We start from the raw sequence: 13,964 nt of genomic DNA on the forward strand, positions 1-13,964 counted from the left end.
AACCGGAGAAAACCAGACAGAGCACGCCCGGCTCAGGGCCCTCTTCCTGAGCCGGGCCTTGTGCCGCGGGGTCGGTCGGGAGCCTTGAGACGGACCGGCCTCGCGCGACGGCCTCACTGCCGTCGCCTCTCCGGGAGCCGGCGCCCGCGCGTCCTCCACATGGGGGCCGCGAGCGCCGCTCCGGTCGCGAGGACGGCGATGACGACGGCCATGGGAAGGGCGGTGTGCGTGCCGAAGGCGCCGACCAGCGGAGCGGCGAGTCCGCCGATGACGAACTGGGCCAGGCCGAGCAGCGCCGAGGCGGTGCCGGCCCGCTCCGGCGGCTGCCCGGACAGGGCCAGGGCCGCGCCGTTGGGCATGGTCAGCCCGATCCCGGCCACGACCAGGAACAGTCCCGCGAGAAGGGCGGGGAGCCCGGCCCGGGTGAGGACGGCGGCGAGCAGGATGAGCGCACCCGCCAGGGAGATGGCGAGTCCCGCGGCCAGGAGCGTGGTGGCCGGCGACCGTGCGGACAGTCGGCCGCTCACCTGCCCGGCGACGACGATCCCGACCCCGTTGAGAGCGAAGATCAAGCTGAAGGCCTGGGGCGAGAGGCCGTAGACGTCCTGGACGACGAAGGGCGAGCCGGAGATGTAGGCGAACATCGCGGCGAACGCGAGCCCGCCCGACAGGGCGTATCCGGTGAACGCGCGGTCGCCGATCAGGTCCCGGAAGGCGCGCAGCGTCGTGCGGAATCCGCCGGTCTGCCGCCGGTCCCGTTCGAGGGTCTCCGGCAGCGCCGTCAGGACGGCGATGACCAGCGCCATCCCCAGGATCGTGATCAGCACGAACACGCCCCGCCAGGAGGTGACGCGCAGAACCTCACCGCCGACGAGGGGCGCCAGGATGGGGGCGACCCCGCTGATCTGCATGAGCAGGGTGAAGAGCCGGACGGCGGCGACCCCTTCGCAGCGATCGCGGACGATCGCCCTGGCGATCACGATCGCCGCGCCGCCGGCCGCGCCCTGCACCAGCCGCAGCGCGACCAGCGTCTGCACCGTCGGGGCGATGACGCACAGCGCGGAGGACGCCGCGTACACCGTCCCGCCGGCCAGGAGCGGGCGCCGCCGCCCGACCGCGTCGCTCAGCGGTCCGGCCAGGACCTGGCCGAGCGCCAGCCCGATCAGGCACGCGGTCAGGGTGAGCTGGACCAGCGAGGGCCCGGCGGCCAGATCCCGGGTCAGGGCCGGCAGCGCCGGCAGATACATGTCGATCGACAGCGGGCCGAGTGCGGTCAGCGCGCCGAGGATCAGTGCCAGGCCGGCACGTTCGGAGCCCATGATGATCGGTGATCCCATCCTGTGTTCACGCGGGGGTCTGCGGACTCCGAACGCGGTGCCGGTCAGTAGGCGGTGGTGAAACGCTCGCGGATGAAGGAACCGTTCTCCAGGGCGTCGACGATCGCGCTGGCGTAGTCGCCGATGGAGATGCGGCTCTCCCCGTTCGCGTCGGTGATGGGGGTGTCGCCGGCCTCGGCCCGGTAGACGCCCGTCTTCTCGCCCGCGACCAGGTGCACCGGCGGCGGGCTGACGTAGGACCACTCGACCGGGGTCTCCGCGGCGCGGAAGATCTCCAGGGCCTCGGTCTGGTCGCGGGCGGTCTCGAGATACTGCGGCGGGAAGTTCGGGGAGTCCACGAAGCGCTGTCCGGGGGCGTACTCCAGGCTTCCGCCGCCGCCGACGAACACCAGGCGGTTCACCCCGGCGAGCGGGAGCGCCTCCAGCAGCGCCAGGGCGCCCCGGGGCACGAGCCGGTCCGAGCCCTTGATCCCGGCCACCACGGCGTCGTGTCCCGCGACCGCCTCCTTGACCGAGGCGGGGTCGGCGACGTCCATGGTGTCCCTGCCCAGCGCGGTGATCTGGTGGCCTCGGGCCGCGGCCTCCCGGGCGACGGCGCCGGCGAGGTTTCCGCTGGCACCGATGACTGCGATCTTCATGGGCGTGTCCTTCCGCAGGTCGTCGACGAAGTCGGCGATGAGGGGAGCGATCTCGGTGAGGTTCTCCTCGAGAGCGAAATGGCCGGTCTCGAAGAGGTGGAGCTTCGCCTCCGGCAGGTCCCGGAGGTAGGCGCGGGCGCCGGCCTCCAGGAAGAAGGCGTCGTTGCGGCCCCACACGACGAGGGTGGGCGGCCGGTGGTCGCGCAGCCACCGCTGCCACTCGGGGTAGAGGGCGACGTTGGAGTGGTAGTCGAGGGCCAGGTCGACCTGGGCCTCCTTGCGGCCGGGAAGGTCCAGGAAGTGCTGGTCGAGGATCCAGCCTTCGGGGGCGACGAGCTCGACGTCGGTGGTGCCGCCCTCGTACTGCCCGCGGGTGACCGGCAGTTCGAGGATCTGCCTGACGTTGGCCTCGGCCCCCTCGACGCCGGGACGGTTGGCGATCATGCCCCGGGCGATGTCCGACAGGCCCTCGTCGTAGGCGTTGGCGTTCTGGACGATCAGACCGGCGACCCACTCGGGATGCCTGGTGGCCAGCCGCATGCCGACGGGGCCGCCGAAGTCGAAGGTGTACATCACGAACCTGTCCAGCCCCAACGTCGTCACGAAGCCCTCGGTGACGTCGGCCAGCCGGTCGAAGGAGTAGGTGAAGTCCTCCGGGGCCTCGGTGAGCCCGAATCCGGGGTAGTCGGGGGCGATCAGCCGGTACCGGTCACCGAGGGCGTCCATCAGCCGCCGGAACTGGTACGACGCCGAGGGGAAGCCGTGCAGGAGAAGCAGGGCGGGTGCGTCGGCCGGACCGGTCTCCCGGTAGAAGACTCGAACTCCGTCGACGTCCACGAACCGGTGCGTCACACGAGGGGTGCTCATTTCACATGCCTCCAAGCCGTGATGATGCATTAGTTATAGCGGGCAAGGATCTAATGGGTCAATAGGTGGTTTTGGCGTTAGTCATACGGCTCGGCCGGAGGGTCGCCGGCGTCGGTCCCGGTCAACGCCCCGATGTGCGGGGATGGGCCCGCCGGGGGCGTCGTCTCGATCCAGGACATCCCTCTCGATGTCCGCCGCTCGCATCTCCCGTCTAATGCGAACTGCTTTGCGTTAATCTGGATGATGACAGGAGGAGGGCGCTTAATGCAAGGTGATTCCCATTTGGGGTCGAAGCGGCGACCGGGTGGCCGTACGGCGCGCAACCGCGCCGCCGTACTGGACGCCGCGCTGGCCGAGCTGGTCGAGCACGGCTACGCCGAGACGAGCATGGAGAAGATCGCGACGCGGGCGGGAGTGGCGACCTCCACCGTCTACCGGCGGTGGACCAACCTCGAAGGCGTGATCCAGGACCTGGCGTCCCAGTTCGCCGACGACGTGGGCGTGCCCCCCAGCGGGGAGTTCTTCCCCGATTCCGGAGATCTTGAGACCGACCTGCGGGCACTGGCCGAGGTCATCGTGACCCTCTACGAGCACGTGGCCCAGCGCATCTGGCTCGACGCCATGGTCGCGGCCGCGGTCCGCGACCCGGCCGCTCGCGAAACCCTCTCCGGGGTCCTGGCGATCCGGATACGGGAGACCTCCGTCCTGGTCATGCGGGCCGTCAAGCGTGGAGAGGTGCCCGCCGACACCGATCCCGAAGAGGTGATCCGGATGGTGGGCGCCCCGTTCTACTACCGCATGCTCGTCACCGGGGAGCCGATCGACTTCGCCCTCGCCGCCCGGGTGGCCGCGATGGTCGCGCACGCGGCCCGCGCCGGGGTCTTCGTCCCCTAGGTTCGCCCGCCGGGGCGGGCCGGGTCGAGGCGGGTCGAGGCGGGGCGGGGCGAGGCGGGCCGGGGAACCCACCGGCTACCGGGCCGGGGCGAGGCGGGCCGGGGAACCCATCGGCTGCCGGGCCGGGCCGGGGCGGGGAACCCGCCGGATGCGCGCCGCCGTATAGTCGGTGGCTTGTGGAGGAGTTCGAGGTCCATCGCGGTCACCTCTGGGGTGTCGCGTACCGGATCCTCGGCACCGTCACCGACGCCGACGACGCGATGCAGGAGGCCTGGCTGCGCTGGCGGCAGGCCGACCGGGAGAAAGTCGACGACGCCCGCGCCTACCTGACCACGGTGGTGAGCAGGCTCTGCTACGACGCGATGACCTCGGCTCGCTCCAGAAGGGAGTCCTACGTCGGCCAGTGGCTGCCGGAGCCCGTGGTGGACGAGCTCGGCCCGGAAGACCGGGTCACCATGGACGAATCGGTCGGCCTCGCCCTCCTCGCCGTCCTGGAACGGCTCACTCCGGCCGAGCGCACGTCGTTCGTCCTGCACGACGTCTTCGCGCTGCCGTTCGACGAGATCGCGGGCATCATCGGGCGCAGCGCCGACGCGGTCAGGCAGCTGGCGTCGCGGGCCCGCCGACGCGTTCAGCAGTACGCCCCGCGCCGCGCGCCCGACCGTGCGGCGCACCTGAAGGTGGTCGAGGCGTTCGCCGCGGCGGCCTCCGCCGGCGACCTGCCCGCCCTGGTCGCCGTGCTCGACCCCGACGTGGTGTGGCGGGCGGACGGCGGCGGCGTGGTCGCCGCGGCGCGCGTGCCCGTCCTCGGCGCCGACCGGGTCGCCAGGCTCGTCCTGGGCCTGGTCGAGCGCTGGTACGACGGCATGTCCACCCGGTTCCACGAGGTCAACGGCGCGCCAGGAGTGCTGGTGCTCGACGGGAGGGGGACCGTGGACAGCGTGCTCGCCTTCACGGTCGCCGACGGCCGGATCACCGAGGTCGACCTGGTGCGCAACCCGGAAAAGCTCCGTCACCTGGCCATGTGACGCACGTCACCGTCACATCGCGACCCGCGGCGCCGTCTCCCCTGCGGACCTTGGAAGGAGACGGGCATGAACATCGTGGTCATCGGAGCCGGGTACGCGGGGATGACGGCGGCGCTGAGGCTGGACCGTCGGCACCGGATCACCCTGGTAACCGCGGACGAGCACTTCACGCAGCGGATCCGGCTGCACGAGCTCGCGGCGGGCAGGCCGAGCGTGACCGTGCCGCTGGCGGAGCTGACCCGCGGCACCGGCATCGTCACCGTCACCGCCCGGGTGAGCGGCCTCGACCCGGAGGCGAAGCTGGTGCGGACGGCCGACGGGCGGAAGATCCCCTATGACACGCTGGTGTACGCCCTCGGCAGCCGCACCGACGTGAGCACTCCCGGCGTGACCGAGCACGCCTACACCGCGGAGACGGCCGCCGAACTGCGGGCACGCCTGGACTCCCGAGGCGGGGACCTGGTCGTCGTGGGCGGCGGGCTGACCGGCGTAGAGCTGGCCGCCGAGCTCGCCGAGGCCTATCCCGCCTGGCGGGTCGGCCTGGTGACCGAGACCGAGCCGGGCGCGGGACTCTCGGCCAGGGGCCGAGACCACGTCGCCGGGACCATGGCACGGCTCGGCGTCAGCGGTCACCCCGGCGCCCGGGTCACGGCTGTGGAGCCGGATCGGCTGCGCACCACCCGGGGGGACATCCCGGCCGACGTCGTCGTCTGGGCGGGGGCGTTCACCGTACCGGCCCTGGCCGCCGAGGCGGGTCTGGCCGTCGACGAGCGAGGCCGGGCACGCGTCGACGGGACACTCCGGTCGGTGTCGCACCCCGACGTGTACGTCGTCGGCGACGCGGCGGCGGTCGAGATCCCCGGCGCGGGGGTGTCGCGCATGTCGTGCGCCGTCGGGATGCCGATCGCCGCCCACGCCGCCGACGTCGTCAACGCCAGGGCCGCGGGCCGTACGGCCAGGCCGTTCCGCTTCCGGTATCTCATCCAGTGCGTCAGCCTCGGCCGCCGCGACGGGGTGATCCAGCTGGTCCGGCGAGACGACTCACCGCTGGATCTGATCCTCGCCGGGCGGACCGCCGCCTGGGTCAAGGAGCAGGTCTGCCGTTTCACCCTCGGATCCCTGCGCGTGGAGCGCCGGCGCCCGGGCACCTACCTGTGGCCGAAGGGCCCGGCCCCCGCGGACGCTCGTGCACGCGGGGGAGACGAACCGCCTGCCCCGCCACTCGTTCCGGAGGCGACGCGGCGGAGCGGCGACCGGTGACCTCCATCCGCCTCGCCGTAGGCGCCTGATCGTGCCACCGGTGCCCGGCGTGGTGGCGCCGGGCACCGGTGGAAGGGAGTTCCCTTCGATCCGGCTGTCGGACTCGGCTGCTACGGTCCGCCCATGACTCGACAAGTTCCCTTCACCGGCGACGAGAAGCAGAGCCTGCACATCAGCCTGGACCGGCACCGCGACGTGGTGGTGTGGAAGCTCGACGGCCTCGACGACGAGCAGCTGCGCCGGCCGATGACCCCGTCGGGGACGAGCCTGCTGGGCCTGGTGAAGCATCTGGCGAGCGTCGAATACGGCTGGTTCTGCGAGACCTTCGGACGCGAGACCGAGCCGCTTCCCTTCGACGACGAGGACGAGAACGCGGACATGCGCGTGGAGCCGCACGAGACCACCGCCGACATCATGGAGTTCTACGGCCGGGCCCGGGCCGCGGCCGACCGGGTGATCGACGAGCTCGACGTCGACGACGTGGGCAAGGCCTGGTTCGGCGACGCGGTGTCGATGCGCTGGGTGCTCATTCACATGATCGAGGAGACCGCCCGGCACGCCGGCCACATGGACATCGTGCGAGAGCTCATCGACGGGGCGACCGGAGCCTACCCCCGGAGCTGACCTCGCGTCGGCGGTCTCCTCAGGCCGTGGCCGGTTCAGGAGCGGCCACGGGCTCGGGGGCGGCCGTACGGCGGGCGATCGCCGGGGCCAGGGCTCCGATTCCTAGAGCGGCGGCGACGCCTGCGACGGCGCTGAACCACCAGACCGCGGCGGGACCGACGGTGACGTAGACGCTGGTGCCCAGAGCCAGGGCGACGAACCGGGCGACGCCCCAGGTCCACTGGTAGCTGCCCTGGTAGCGGCCACGGGCGTCCGCGGGAGCGAGGCTCGCGATGATCGCGCCGGGGATGCCGCCGACCATCGCCTCGCCGATCGATCAGAGCACGACGGTGCCACCGTAGGACCAGGCGTCGTGCGCCACCCCGGTCAGCGCGATGCCCACCGAGGCGATCACGCTGGCGCCCACGTAGACCGGGATCTGCGGGAGCCGGGACAGGAGGTTCGTGGCGACCGGTTGCAACGCCACCACCAGGACCGCGTTGAGCGTGGCCATCAGGCCGAGGGTGGTGGTGGGCAGGCCATGGTCGCGGATCGCCAGCGGCAGGCAGACCTCGGTGAACGAGTAGATCACCAGGCCGACGCCGAGGAGCGGGAGCAGCGCCCGCATCAGCGGATCCCGCAACACCACCCCGTAGCCCGCCCCGCTCTCGCTTCCGGAACCGGTGGCGCTCTCGCTCCCGGAACCGGTGGCCCGGGTGGCGTCGCCGCGTCCACCGGGCAGCAGCGCGACCACGATGAGCGCGTACGCCAGCGAGGACGCCGCATCCATCGCGAACAGCAGCCAGTAGCCGTGCGTGGCCAGGAACCCGCCGAGGATCCCGGCCACGGCGGTGCCGATGTTGACCGCCCAGTGGTACAACGAGAAGGCGGAACGCCGCTGCCCGGCCGTGACCGTGTCGGCCAGCAGCGCGCCGGCGGCCGGGCCGACCATGGAGCCCGCCGCGCTGAGGAGCACGGCCGCGAGCGCCAGCGTGACCACGTTCGGGGCGGCGAACAGCAGGCCCTGGGCGAGCGCCGTGCCGACCAGTCCGGCCAGCATCGTGGGGCGCCGGCCCACCCGGTCGGCGAGCAGGCCGCCGGCCACCGGGCCGATCAGGTTGCCCGCGCCCAACGCGCCCAGAACGTACGGGGCCTGCTCGGTGGGGACGCCACGCGAGCCGAGATAGAAGACGAGGAAGGGCGTGACGACGTAACCGAGCCGGTTCACCACGGTTCCCGCGAAGACGATCCAGGCGGTGCGCGGCAACCCGCTGAAGGTTGAGAGCATGGTGAGAATCCTGGGATCCCCATAAACTCGACACCACTGATTAAGCTCTCGCTGAATCCACGGAGTCGCCATGCTGTCCGAACTGGCCTTCTCAGCGGATGACCTGGCCCTGACCCGGTTCGCGGTCTCGCCGATGTGGGAGGTCATCACCAGCTTCCGGCTGCTGGCGGCGGGCTCGGCACATCCGGTGCACCGCACCTGGGTCGGCCAGGTGCGGCCACGGGTGGTCGCCGCCGGGCTCGACTCGGGCTGGCTGGCCGAGCTCATCCCACTCGGCGGCTATATCCCCGACTTCCTCACCCCGCCCCCCTACGAGCCGACCCCCACCCTCGACACCGAACTCGCCGCCATCCGCGCCACCCCGGCCGATCGGGTGCTGGCCGACCTCGACATGCTGCGCCGTACCGGACCTCGCTGCCAGGCCCTGCGCGCAGACCCGGAAAGCCGGCTGGCCCGGATCTCGGAGGAGATCGAGGCCTACTGGGAGCTGGCACTCGCCCCCTACTGGGCGAAGATCCGCGTGGTGCTGGACGCGGACGTCTTCTATCGTGCCCGGCAGGTGGCCGAGCACGGCGTGGGCCGCCTTTTCAACGACCTGCATTCCACGTTGAGCTGGGACGACAACACCCTCCGGATGGTCCGCAGGCACTGTGGCATCTCCCGAGAGAACGCCGGGCCGGGGTTGCTGCTGGTCCCCTCCGCCTTCGCCGTGCACACGCTCACCTGGGCGCGTCCGCCACAACCGCCCCAGCTCGCCTACCCTGCCCGGGGCGCCGGCACGCTGTGGGAGCATCGCCCGGTGACGCGCACCGACGCGATCGCCGGGGTCCTCGGCCGCTCCCGGACCATCCTGCTGGCCGAGCTGGCGGCTCCTGCCTCCACGACCGACCTCGCCCACCGCACAGGCATCTCCGCGGCCGGGGTCTCCCAGCACCTCACCGCCCTGCGCGATGCGGGCATGGTCAGCGCCCACCGCGCCGGACGCTCGGTCCTCTACGCCCGAACGGCCGTCGCCGAATCCCTTCTCGCCGCGAACGCCTGACGCCGACGGCGATCCGATCCATGAGCTCACCGAGCCGGTCCCATGGCGAGTGCGCGTGCGAGGTCGGCGCGTAGCCGTAGGGCGTCGGTGAAGAGCACGGCCTCAATCCCGGCGGCACTGGCCGCGGTGACATTCTCTTGTCCGCCATCGACGAACAGCACGTCGCCCGGCCGCGCGCCGAGTCGTTCGCACACCTCCAGGAATGCCCGCGGGTCGGGTTTGGCCCGTTGCAGATCGGCACTGAAGAACCGGCGCCGGAACAGGCGGGCCCAGGACTGGCCGTCGATCAGCCGGGCCAGCTCCACAGGGGCGTTCGACAGCAGCGCGAGCTTGACGCTCCTGCCGGCAAGCTCTTTCAGGAGCGTCATGGTGTCCGGGTTCAAGTACGTCCAGGCCCTGAGGTCAAGGGCGGCCAGGACCTCCAGGAGATCCGCATCGGCGCTCCTGCCCAACCGCGCGCACACATCGCCCCAGAAGCGGGACGCGTCCACCGCGCCGAGGTCGTAGGCTCGCCGAGCCTTCCAGTACGCGGGCCAGAACCGTTCCGGTGCGACCTCAACGGTCTGCGGCAGCAAAGCGCCCGCATGTTCGGGTGGCGGAAAGCTGAGAACCCCGGCGTAGTCGAAGACGACCCATCTCACAAGCACTCCACAGTTGACCTGGCGGCGAGGTCTTCCAGCCGGCGGCGATCGCGACAACGGTCTTGATCCTGGAATCCGGAGCCCCGGTGGAGGCGGAGCCTGTGCGCCACACGGCATCTCCCGACCTCTCCGTGTGCCGGAGGCTTCACGTTCGGCCCCGGCAGCGATCGACCAATTGACTTTCTAACATGTACCACGTTTGAATGAACATAGCGAAAGTGCATGCGTGCTCACGGCTGCCCGGCCGATCCCACCGACCAGCTCGAAACCCTGCTGATGACCGCTGACCGCTGTCCCTGAACTACGTGAACAGATACGCCGACGGTCACGCCATGCTCCGCCGGAGGACTGCCCACGGCTACGGCCTGGAGCCGGCCTCGACGACCCCACCGCGGCTCCGCACAGCCCGGTCCGACGCTGCCGTAGCTCGCCTGACATCGGAGCGATGAGCGGGACCGGTCGTATGGGACAGTCTGGGTCACTGTCATCTACACGGTTTCGGAGCGGGAGCTATGGCGGCAGAGTTTCAGCTCGGCGATCACATCCTGGTACAGGACGGCAGGACCCTTGAGATCTTCCACCGGGGCCTGTCCGAGAGCACCCGCTATCACGTGGCGTTTCTGGGGGTGGACGTCCAGCCGCACGGCGACGGGTTCAAGGTTCGGCTCGGCGCCAGGCAGGGGAACGACCAGGTCACCGGTGGGGTGAGACTGAAGATGGACCAAGAGGAGTTCGCACGTTTTCGTGACTTCATCGCCTTGGCCATCGAGGCACGCGATCGGTGAGCAGCCTGAACGAGTCCACTTCGCACTGAACCTGTCCGGGATTGACGAAGGTTTTGATCCGCGTTGATCGCGGGGCAGAAGCTCCGTGATGCCTGCCGAGGCGGAAGCTCCGTGGTGCTTGTCAGGGCAGCAGCAGAGCTCGACAGTCCCTCGGCTGGGCCCGAACCCGTCGGCGGCGGGTGGTGCCGCTGGAGGCGTTGTCACACCCCTTACATGCCTTACCCGCCGCCGATGACCGTGGTCACGACCTTGTGGGGGTTCCGGCCTCTGGAGGCGTGTCTTCCCGGCGGACTCGCGCAACGCGGTGGCCCGGTTGTCGAAATTCGCCTGTTGACGGGCGGCACGGCATTTCGTACGTTCCGCGTGGGCCGTCTCCTGGGCGCCCCGAATCGGAAGGGGCTTCGATGACCACCGAGCTGGATCCGAACGGGACTTGGCCGGACATCGTGCCGGGACCACTTGCCACGCCGTCGCCGGAGTTCGCCCGCAGACACGAGTCAGGGCCGCTGGAGCCGGCGACCATGCCCAGCGGCGACCGCGTCCCGGTGGCCGTCAGGTACGAGGACGTCCGTGCTCTGCTGGCCTCGCCCACCTCCAGCCGCAACCTGCGACTGCCGGGGTTGCCGCGGTTGGTGAGCGGCATCGGCATCGACGACGACCCGGACGCGCTGATCAATCAGGACCCTCCGGAGCACACCCGCTACCGACGGATCATGCACGGCACCTTCACCCCGCGCCAGATCGAACGGTGGCGTCCCCGTATCGCGAAGATCGCCCAAGAACTCCTCGACGGTCTGGGCGACGACTTCGATTTGGTCCAGGGATACGCGCTGCAGCTACCAGGTCATGTCATCTGCGAGATGCTCGGCGTGCCGATGGACCACTACGAGCGGTTCGTCCGGTGGACGGACATGTTTCTGACCACCTCCACGGCCACCGAGCAGGCGCGCTACGAGAGCTACACCGACTTCATGGCCTATGCCGCCGAGTTGGTCGCCCAGCATCGCGCGGAGCCCGGCGGGGACCTCATCGACCTGCTCATCCAGGCGAGGGACGAGGACGACCGGCTGTCGGAGGGCGAGCTGGTCAACACCGTGTTCTCTCTCATCACGGCCGGTCACGAGACGACGGCCTCGATGATCGCCCGCGGTGTCTTCCGGCTGCTTCTGCACCCCGGCCAGTGGGCCGAGTTGGTCACGGACCCGGCCCTGACGACCACCGCCGTCGAGGAGATCCTGCGCTTTGACGGGCCGCCGGCCAGCGCCTTCATGCGTCGGATGACGAAGGACACCGACCTTCCCAGCGGCTCGCTGAGTGCGGGGACGGTCGTCATGCCGAACCTGAACGCGGCCAACCATGACCCGCAGGCTTTTCCCGAGCCCGGCCGGTTCGACATCCACCGCTTCGGCGATCACCCTCCCAACCCGCATGTGGCATTCGGTTACGGCCCGCACAGGTGCCTGGCCGCCAGCCTCGCCAGGGTCGAGCTCACCGAGGCGATCAAAGCCTTGGTCACCCAGCGACCCGCCCTCCGCCTGACCGCCTCGCCCGAGTCGGTGACCTGGACCGATGGCCTGGTCTTCCGTCCGGTCGCCATGCACGTCACCGTGGGTGAACGACGTGCATGACGGTGACCGCAGGCGCCGATGGTCGATTTCGTCTATGTTTCCGTCTCGCTCGGAGGTTGATTCTGCTCGGGCTGAAGTGCGGGCTCGTCGGCGGTCACGGAGAACAGCAGCCACTCGACGCCGGGCACAGTGAAGTGAGCACGAACCGTCTTGGCGGCGATTCCTTCGAAGTCAAGGCGATCACCCGACATGTGGCATCTGACGGACCAGGGACCGGCGATCCTCTGAGCGGCGAGCGGGGCACGGAAAACGGCCTCTCGGGGTTCCTGCGCGACGAGTGGAGGGGCCATCTGTACCTCGGCCGACTCGGGCATCTTCCCGTAGCTTGAACACGGCATCACCGTGGCACGACCAGAAGGTCCGGCGCACCCGCGCGCACCCCGCCTCATCCGTGACCTGAGCCTATGAAATGAAGCGGGTGGAGAGAGTCGAACTCGCACTGTCAGCTTGGGAAGTCTCCTGCTCGTTTGGCCAGGCCGAACTGGACCGCCGGCGTGGAGGTGCTCGCGCGGTGTGCTTCCCCGTGGTGCGGGCTCAGAGTTTGTATAGCTTGTTGAATGGTGTCGTGATTCGTTCCTGCCGCGATCCGAAATCGACGACCACGGCGACCTCGTCTTCTACACCGATGACGACGCCAAGGCCGTACCGATCATGGGTTACCTGGTCGTTCACGCTGAACTGCTCGGCAGGCGGAGCCGGGGGCGGGGGCTTGAAGGGACTTGTGGACAGGTGACGGCGGGACGCGCCGCTAGCTGGCTTCATCCTCCCCAGTATGTGCTGCCTGTAGGAACGCTCGCAACGGAGGAGCGACAAGCTCCGCCCAAAATGATCAAAGCTCGGACGAGGATTTGTCCCCTAGCCTGGGCCTTCATGGCTGGAGCGGGTGACGGGAATCGAGCCCGCGCTGTCGGCTGGGGATCATCTACTGATCTTGCCGTCCTGAGCTGGGAAAACAGGTGTGCAGGTAGGGGCGGGTCGAGTGACCGTGAGTGACCGCGGTTCCCGCCTGTTCTGGCACGCGATCAAGGTGGTCATCATGTCCGGATACCAGGGTCCTCGGCCGGCGTGACATGTCACAGTGCCTGGTGCTCGGCTGAGGGAAGTCGCCGAGCACCAGTCAGTGGGGAGCCTTGAGGAGATCACCAGGATCGCTCACGTTGGGGATTGGACGGTTGCCGAGTGCGAAGGCCGCCGGGGGAACCGGCCTGAGTTCGCCGAGTCCCCTGTGGGGGCGGTACCGGCTTGATGGTTGCGCATTGACAGAACACCCGGTTTGTGTGACCTTGGGGCCAGCGCTGAGATCCGTCCTTGCGCCGATCTCCGCATGGGAGAACGACGTATCACAGATTTCAGCGACAAATGCCGTTCCTTGAGAGGCGGTTTGTCGTGCCCGCTGTTCTGGTTGGTCTCATTGCGGTGACTCCGTGGCTCGTGGGTGTCTTCACCTGCTGTTTGCTCGGAACATATGCCGTAGCCGTTTTGACGGCTCTTCTCCATTCCGATCCGAAACGTCGAGCTGATGCGAGGGCGGTTCTTGATCGGCATGCCCTCACGGTGCTGCATCGGAGAAAGAACTGATGGGTGCGCCCTGGCGGGGGCATGGCCGGGGATCCCGACAAAGCCGTCTCAGCGGTCCTCTTGAGGCGTTCTGGAATCTTGTCGGCCGACTTCACTTAACCGATTAGCTCAGGATACTTGTAGCAAGTGTTCGGTGGCCGGTCACATGGCGTTCGTGAAACCTTTCAGAAAGGGCTTTGCGACGGTAGCGCCGGTGTAGGACGCGGTCCAGGTCTCCGGCCCGGTGGACGGGTCGGTGAGGGATTTACATTCGATATCGAACGCGGCCGTACCTTGCTCTACCGCGGCGCCGTGGCCGTCCGTCTCATAGGCGGTACGGCGGGCGCTCTCGGCCTCTTCCCGCTCGCCCAGGTCATGGTGGACGCACCCGAGCAA

14 protein-coding genes are annotated in these 13,964 nt (G+C 69.5%); 7 read left to right on the top strand and 7 right to left on the bottom strand.

The features are described from left to right. Window positions 1–113: 113 nt before the first annotated feature. Both ACQPYK_RS04755 and ACQPYK_RS04760 read right to left on the bottom strand, forming a co-directional pair. Window positions 114–1,319, bottom strand: a complete 1,206-nt coding sequence (locus tag ACQPYK_RS04755; protein WP_433250782.1) for a multidrug effflux MFS transporter — start codon at window positions 1,317–1,319, stop codon at window positions 114–116. A 62-nt stretch (window positions 1,320–1,381) separates the two neighbouring features. Next, window positions 1,382–2,842 carry an alpha/beta fold hydrolase gene (locus ACQPYK_RS04760; protein WP_433250785.1) on the bottom strand — a complete coding sequence of 487 codons (1,461 nt, stop codon included), beginning with the start codon at window positions 2,840–2,842 and terminating at the stop codon, window positions 1,382–1,384. Between the two features lie 264 nt (window positions 2,843–3,106). Between ACQPYK_RS04760 and ACQPYK_RS04765 the strand changes: the two genes are divergently transcribed. The 4 genes from ACQPYK_RS04765 (at window position 3,107) to ACQPYK_RS04780 (ending at window position 6,648) form a co-directional block, all read left to right on the top strand. After that, on the top strand, window positions 3,107–3,736 hold the full coding sequence (locus ACQPYK_RS04765; protein ID WP_433250788.1) for a TetR/AcrR family transcriptional regulator: 630 nt from the start codon (window positions 3,107–3,109) through the stop codon (window positions 3,734–3,736). 176 nt (window positions 3,737–3,912) lie between these two features. Next, complete coding sequence (sigJ, locus tag ACQPYK_RS04770) at window positions 3,913–4,764, top strand: RNA polymerase sigma factor SigJ (RefSeq protein WP_433250791.1); 852 nt, start codon at window positions 3,913–3,915, stop codon at window positions 4,762–4,764. Window positions 4,765–4,830: 66 nt separating this feature from the next. Beyond that, the gene (locus ACQPYK_RS04775) at window positions 4,831–6,024 is read left to right on the top strand and encodes an NAD(P)/FAD-dependent oxidoreductase (RefSeq protein WP_433250794.1); all 1,194 of its coding nucleotides are present in this window, start codon (window positions 4,831–4,833) and stop codon (window positions 6,022–6,024) included. A 123-nt stretch (window positions 6,025–6,147) separates the two neighbouring features. Then, the gene (locus tag ACQPYK_RS04780; protein WP_433250797.1) at window positions 6,148–6,648 is read left to right on the top strand and encodes a DinB family protein; all 501 of its coding nucleotides are present in this window, start codon (window positions 6,148–6,150) and stop codon (window positions 6,646–6,648) included. A 19-nt stretch (window positions 6,649–6,667) separates the two neighbouring features. Here the strand turns inward: ACQPYK_RS04780 and ACQPYK_RS04785 are convergent, their stop codons facing one another. Together ACQPYK_RS04785 and ACQPYK_RS04790 are read right to left on the bottom strand one after the other, a co-directional pair. After that, complete coding sequence (locus ACQPYK_RS04785) at window positions 6,668–6,949, bottom strand: hypothetical protein (protein WP_433250800.1); 282 nt, start codon at window positions 6,947–6,949, stop codon at window positions 6,668–6,670. A gap of 15 nt (window positions 6,950–6,964) precedes the next feature. Next, window positions 6,965–7,915, bottom strand: a complete 951-nt coding sequence (locus ACQPYK_RS04790) for an MFS transporter (protein ID WP_433250803.1) — start codon at window positions 7,913–7,915, stop codon at window positions 6,965–6,967. A gap of 70 nt (window positions 7,916–7,985) precedes the next feature. Here ACQPYK_RS04790 and ACQPYK_RS04795 point away from each other — a divergent pair, with 70 nt between their 5' ends. Next, window positions 7,986–8,957 (top strand): ArsR family transcriptional regulator, encoded by a 972-nt coding sequence (locus ACQPYK_RS04795; RefSeq protein WP_433250806.1) that lies wholly within the window; start codon window positions 7,986–7,988, stop codon window positions 8,955–8,957. 26 nt (window positions 8,958–8,983) lie between these two features. On the opposite strand, the gene ACQPYK_RS04800 is transcribed toward ACQPYK_RS04795, so the two are convergent. Further along, on the bottom strand, window positions 8,984–9,598 hold the full coding sequence (locus ACQPYK_RS04800; protein WP_433250809.1) for an HAD family hydrolase: 615 nt from the start codon (window positions 9,596–9,598) through the stop codon (window positions 8,984–8,986). 512 nt (window positions 9,599–10,110) lie between these two features. On the opposite strand from ACQPYK_RS04800, the gene ACQPYK_RS04805 reads away from it, so the two are divergent. Together ACQPYK_RS04805 and ACQPYK_RS04810 are read left to right on the top strand one after the other, a co-directional pair. Then, window positions 10,111–10,383, top strand: coding sequence for a hypothetical protein (locus ACQPYK_RS04805; RefSeq protein WP_433250812.1), 273 nt, complete (start codon window positions 10,111–10,113; stop codon window positions 10,381–10,383). A gap of 404 nt (window positions 10,384–10,787) precedes the next feature. Continuing rightward, a complete protein-coding gene (locus tag ACQPYK_RS04810) occupies window positions 10,788–12,011 on the top strand; it encodes a cytochrome P450 (RefSeq protein ID WP_433250815.1) in 1,224 nt (407 codons plus the stop codon). Window positions 12,012–12,545: 534 nt separating this feature from the next. Here the strand turns inward: ACQPYK_RS04810 and ACQPYK_RS04815 are convergent. Both ACQPYK_RS04815 and ACQPYK_RS04820 read right to left on the bottom strand, forming a co-directional pair. Then, window positions 12,546–12,683 carry a hypothetical protein gene (locus tag ACQPYK_RS04815; protein WP_357596394.1) on the bottom strand — a complete coding sequence of 46 codons (138 nt, stop codon included), beginning with the start codon at window positions 12,681–12,683 and terminating at the stop codon, window positions 12,546–12,548. A 1,047-nt stretch (window positions 12,684–13,730) separates the two neighbouring features. After that, window positions 13,731–13,964, bottom strand: a complete 234-nt coding sequence (locus ACQPYK_RS04820) for a hypothetical protein (protein ID WP_433250819.1) — start codon at window positions 13,962–13,964, stop codon at window positions 13,731–13,733.

The sequence above is a fragment of the Streptosporangium sp. CA-135522 genome, from assembly GCF_050949235.1.
Taxonomy (GTDB): domain Bacteria; phylum Actinomycetota; class Actinomycetes; order Streptosporangiales; family Streptosporangiaceae; genus Streptosporangium.

Excerpts from the sequence above, each read along its gene's own strand:
- ACQPYK_RS04810 (WP_433250815.1), top strand. The coding sequence starts at position 10,788 with ATGACCACCGAGCTGGATCCGAACGGGACTTGGCCGGACATCGTGCCG.
- ACQPYK_RS04790 (WP_433250803.1), bottom strand. The coding sequence starts at position 7,915 with ATGCTCTCAACCTTCAGCGGGTTGCCGCGCACCGCCTGGATCGTCTTC.
- ACQPYK_RS04805 (WP_433250812.1), top strand. The coding sequence starts at position 10,111 with ATGGCGGCAGAGTTTCAGCTCGGCGATCACATCCTGGTACAGGACGGC.
- ACQPYK_RS04780 (WP_433250797.1), top strand. The coding sequence starts at position 6,148 with ATGACTCGACAAGTTCCCTTCACCGGCGACGAGAAGCAGAGCCTGCAC.
- ACQPYK_RS04775 (WP_433250794.1), top strand. The coding sequence starts at position 4,831 with ATGAACATCGTGGTCATCGGAGCCGGGTACGCGGGGATGACGGCGGCG.
- ACQPYK_RS04760 (WP_433250785.1), bottom strand. The coding sequence starts at position 2,842 with ATGAGCACCCCTCGTGTGACGCACCGGTTCGTGGACGTCGACGGAGTT.
- ACQPYK_RS04785 (WP_433250800.1), bottom strand. The coding sequence starts at position 6,949 with ATGGTCGGCGGCATCCCCGGCGCGATCATCGCGAGCCTCGCTCCCGCG.
- ACQPYK_RS04755 (WP_433250782.1), bottom strand. The coding sequence starts at position 1,319 with ATGGGCTCCGAACGTGCCGGCCTGGCACTGATCCTCGGCGCGCTGACC.
- ACQPYK_RS04795 (WP_433250806.1), top strand. The coding sequence starts at position 7,986 with ATGCTGTCCGAACTGGCCTTCTCAGCGGATGACCTGGCCCTGACCCGG.
- ACQPYK_RS04765 (WP_433250788.1), top strand. The coding sequence starts at position 3,107 with ATGCAAGGTGATTCCCATTTGGGGTCGAAGCGGCGACCGGGTGGCCGT.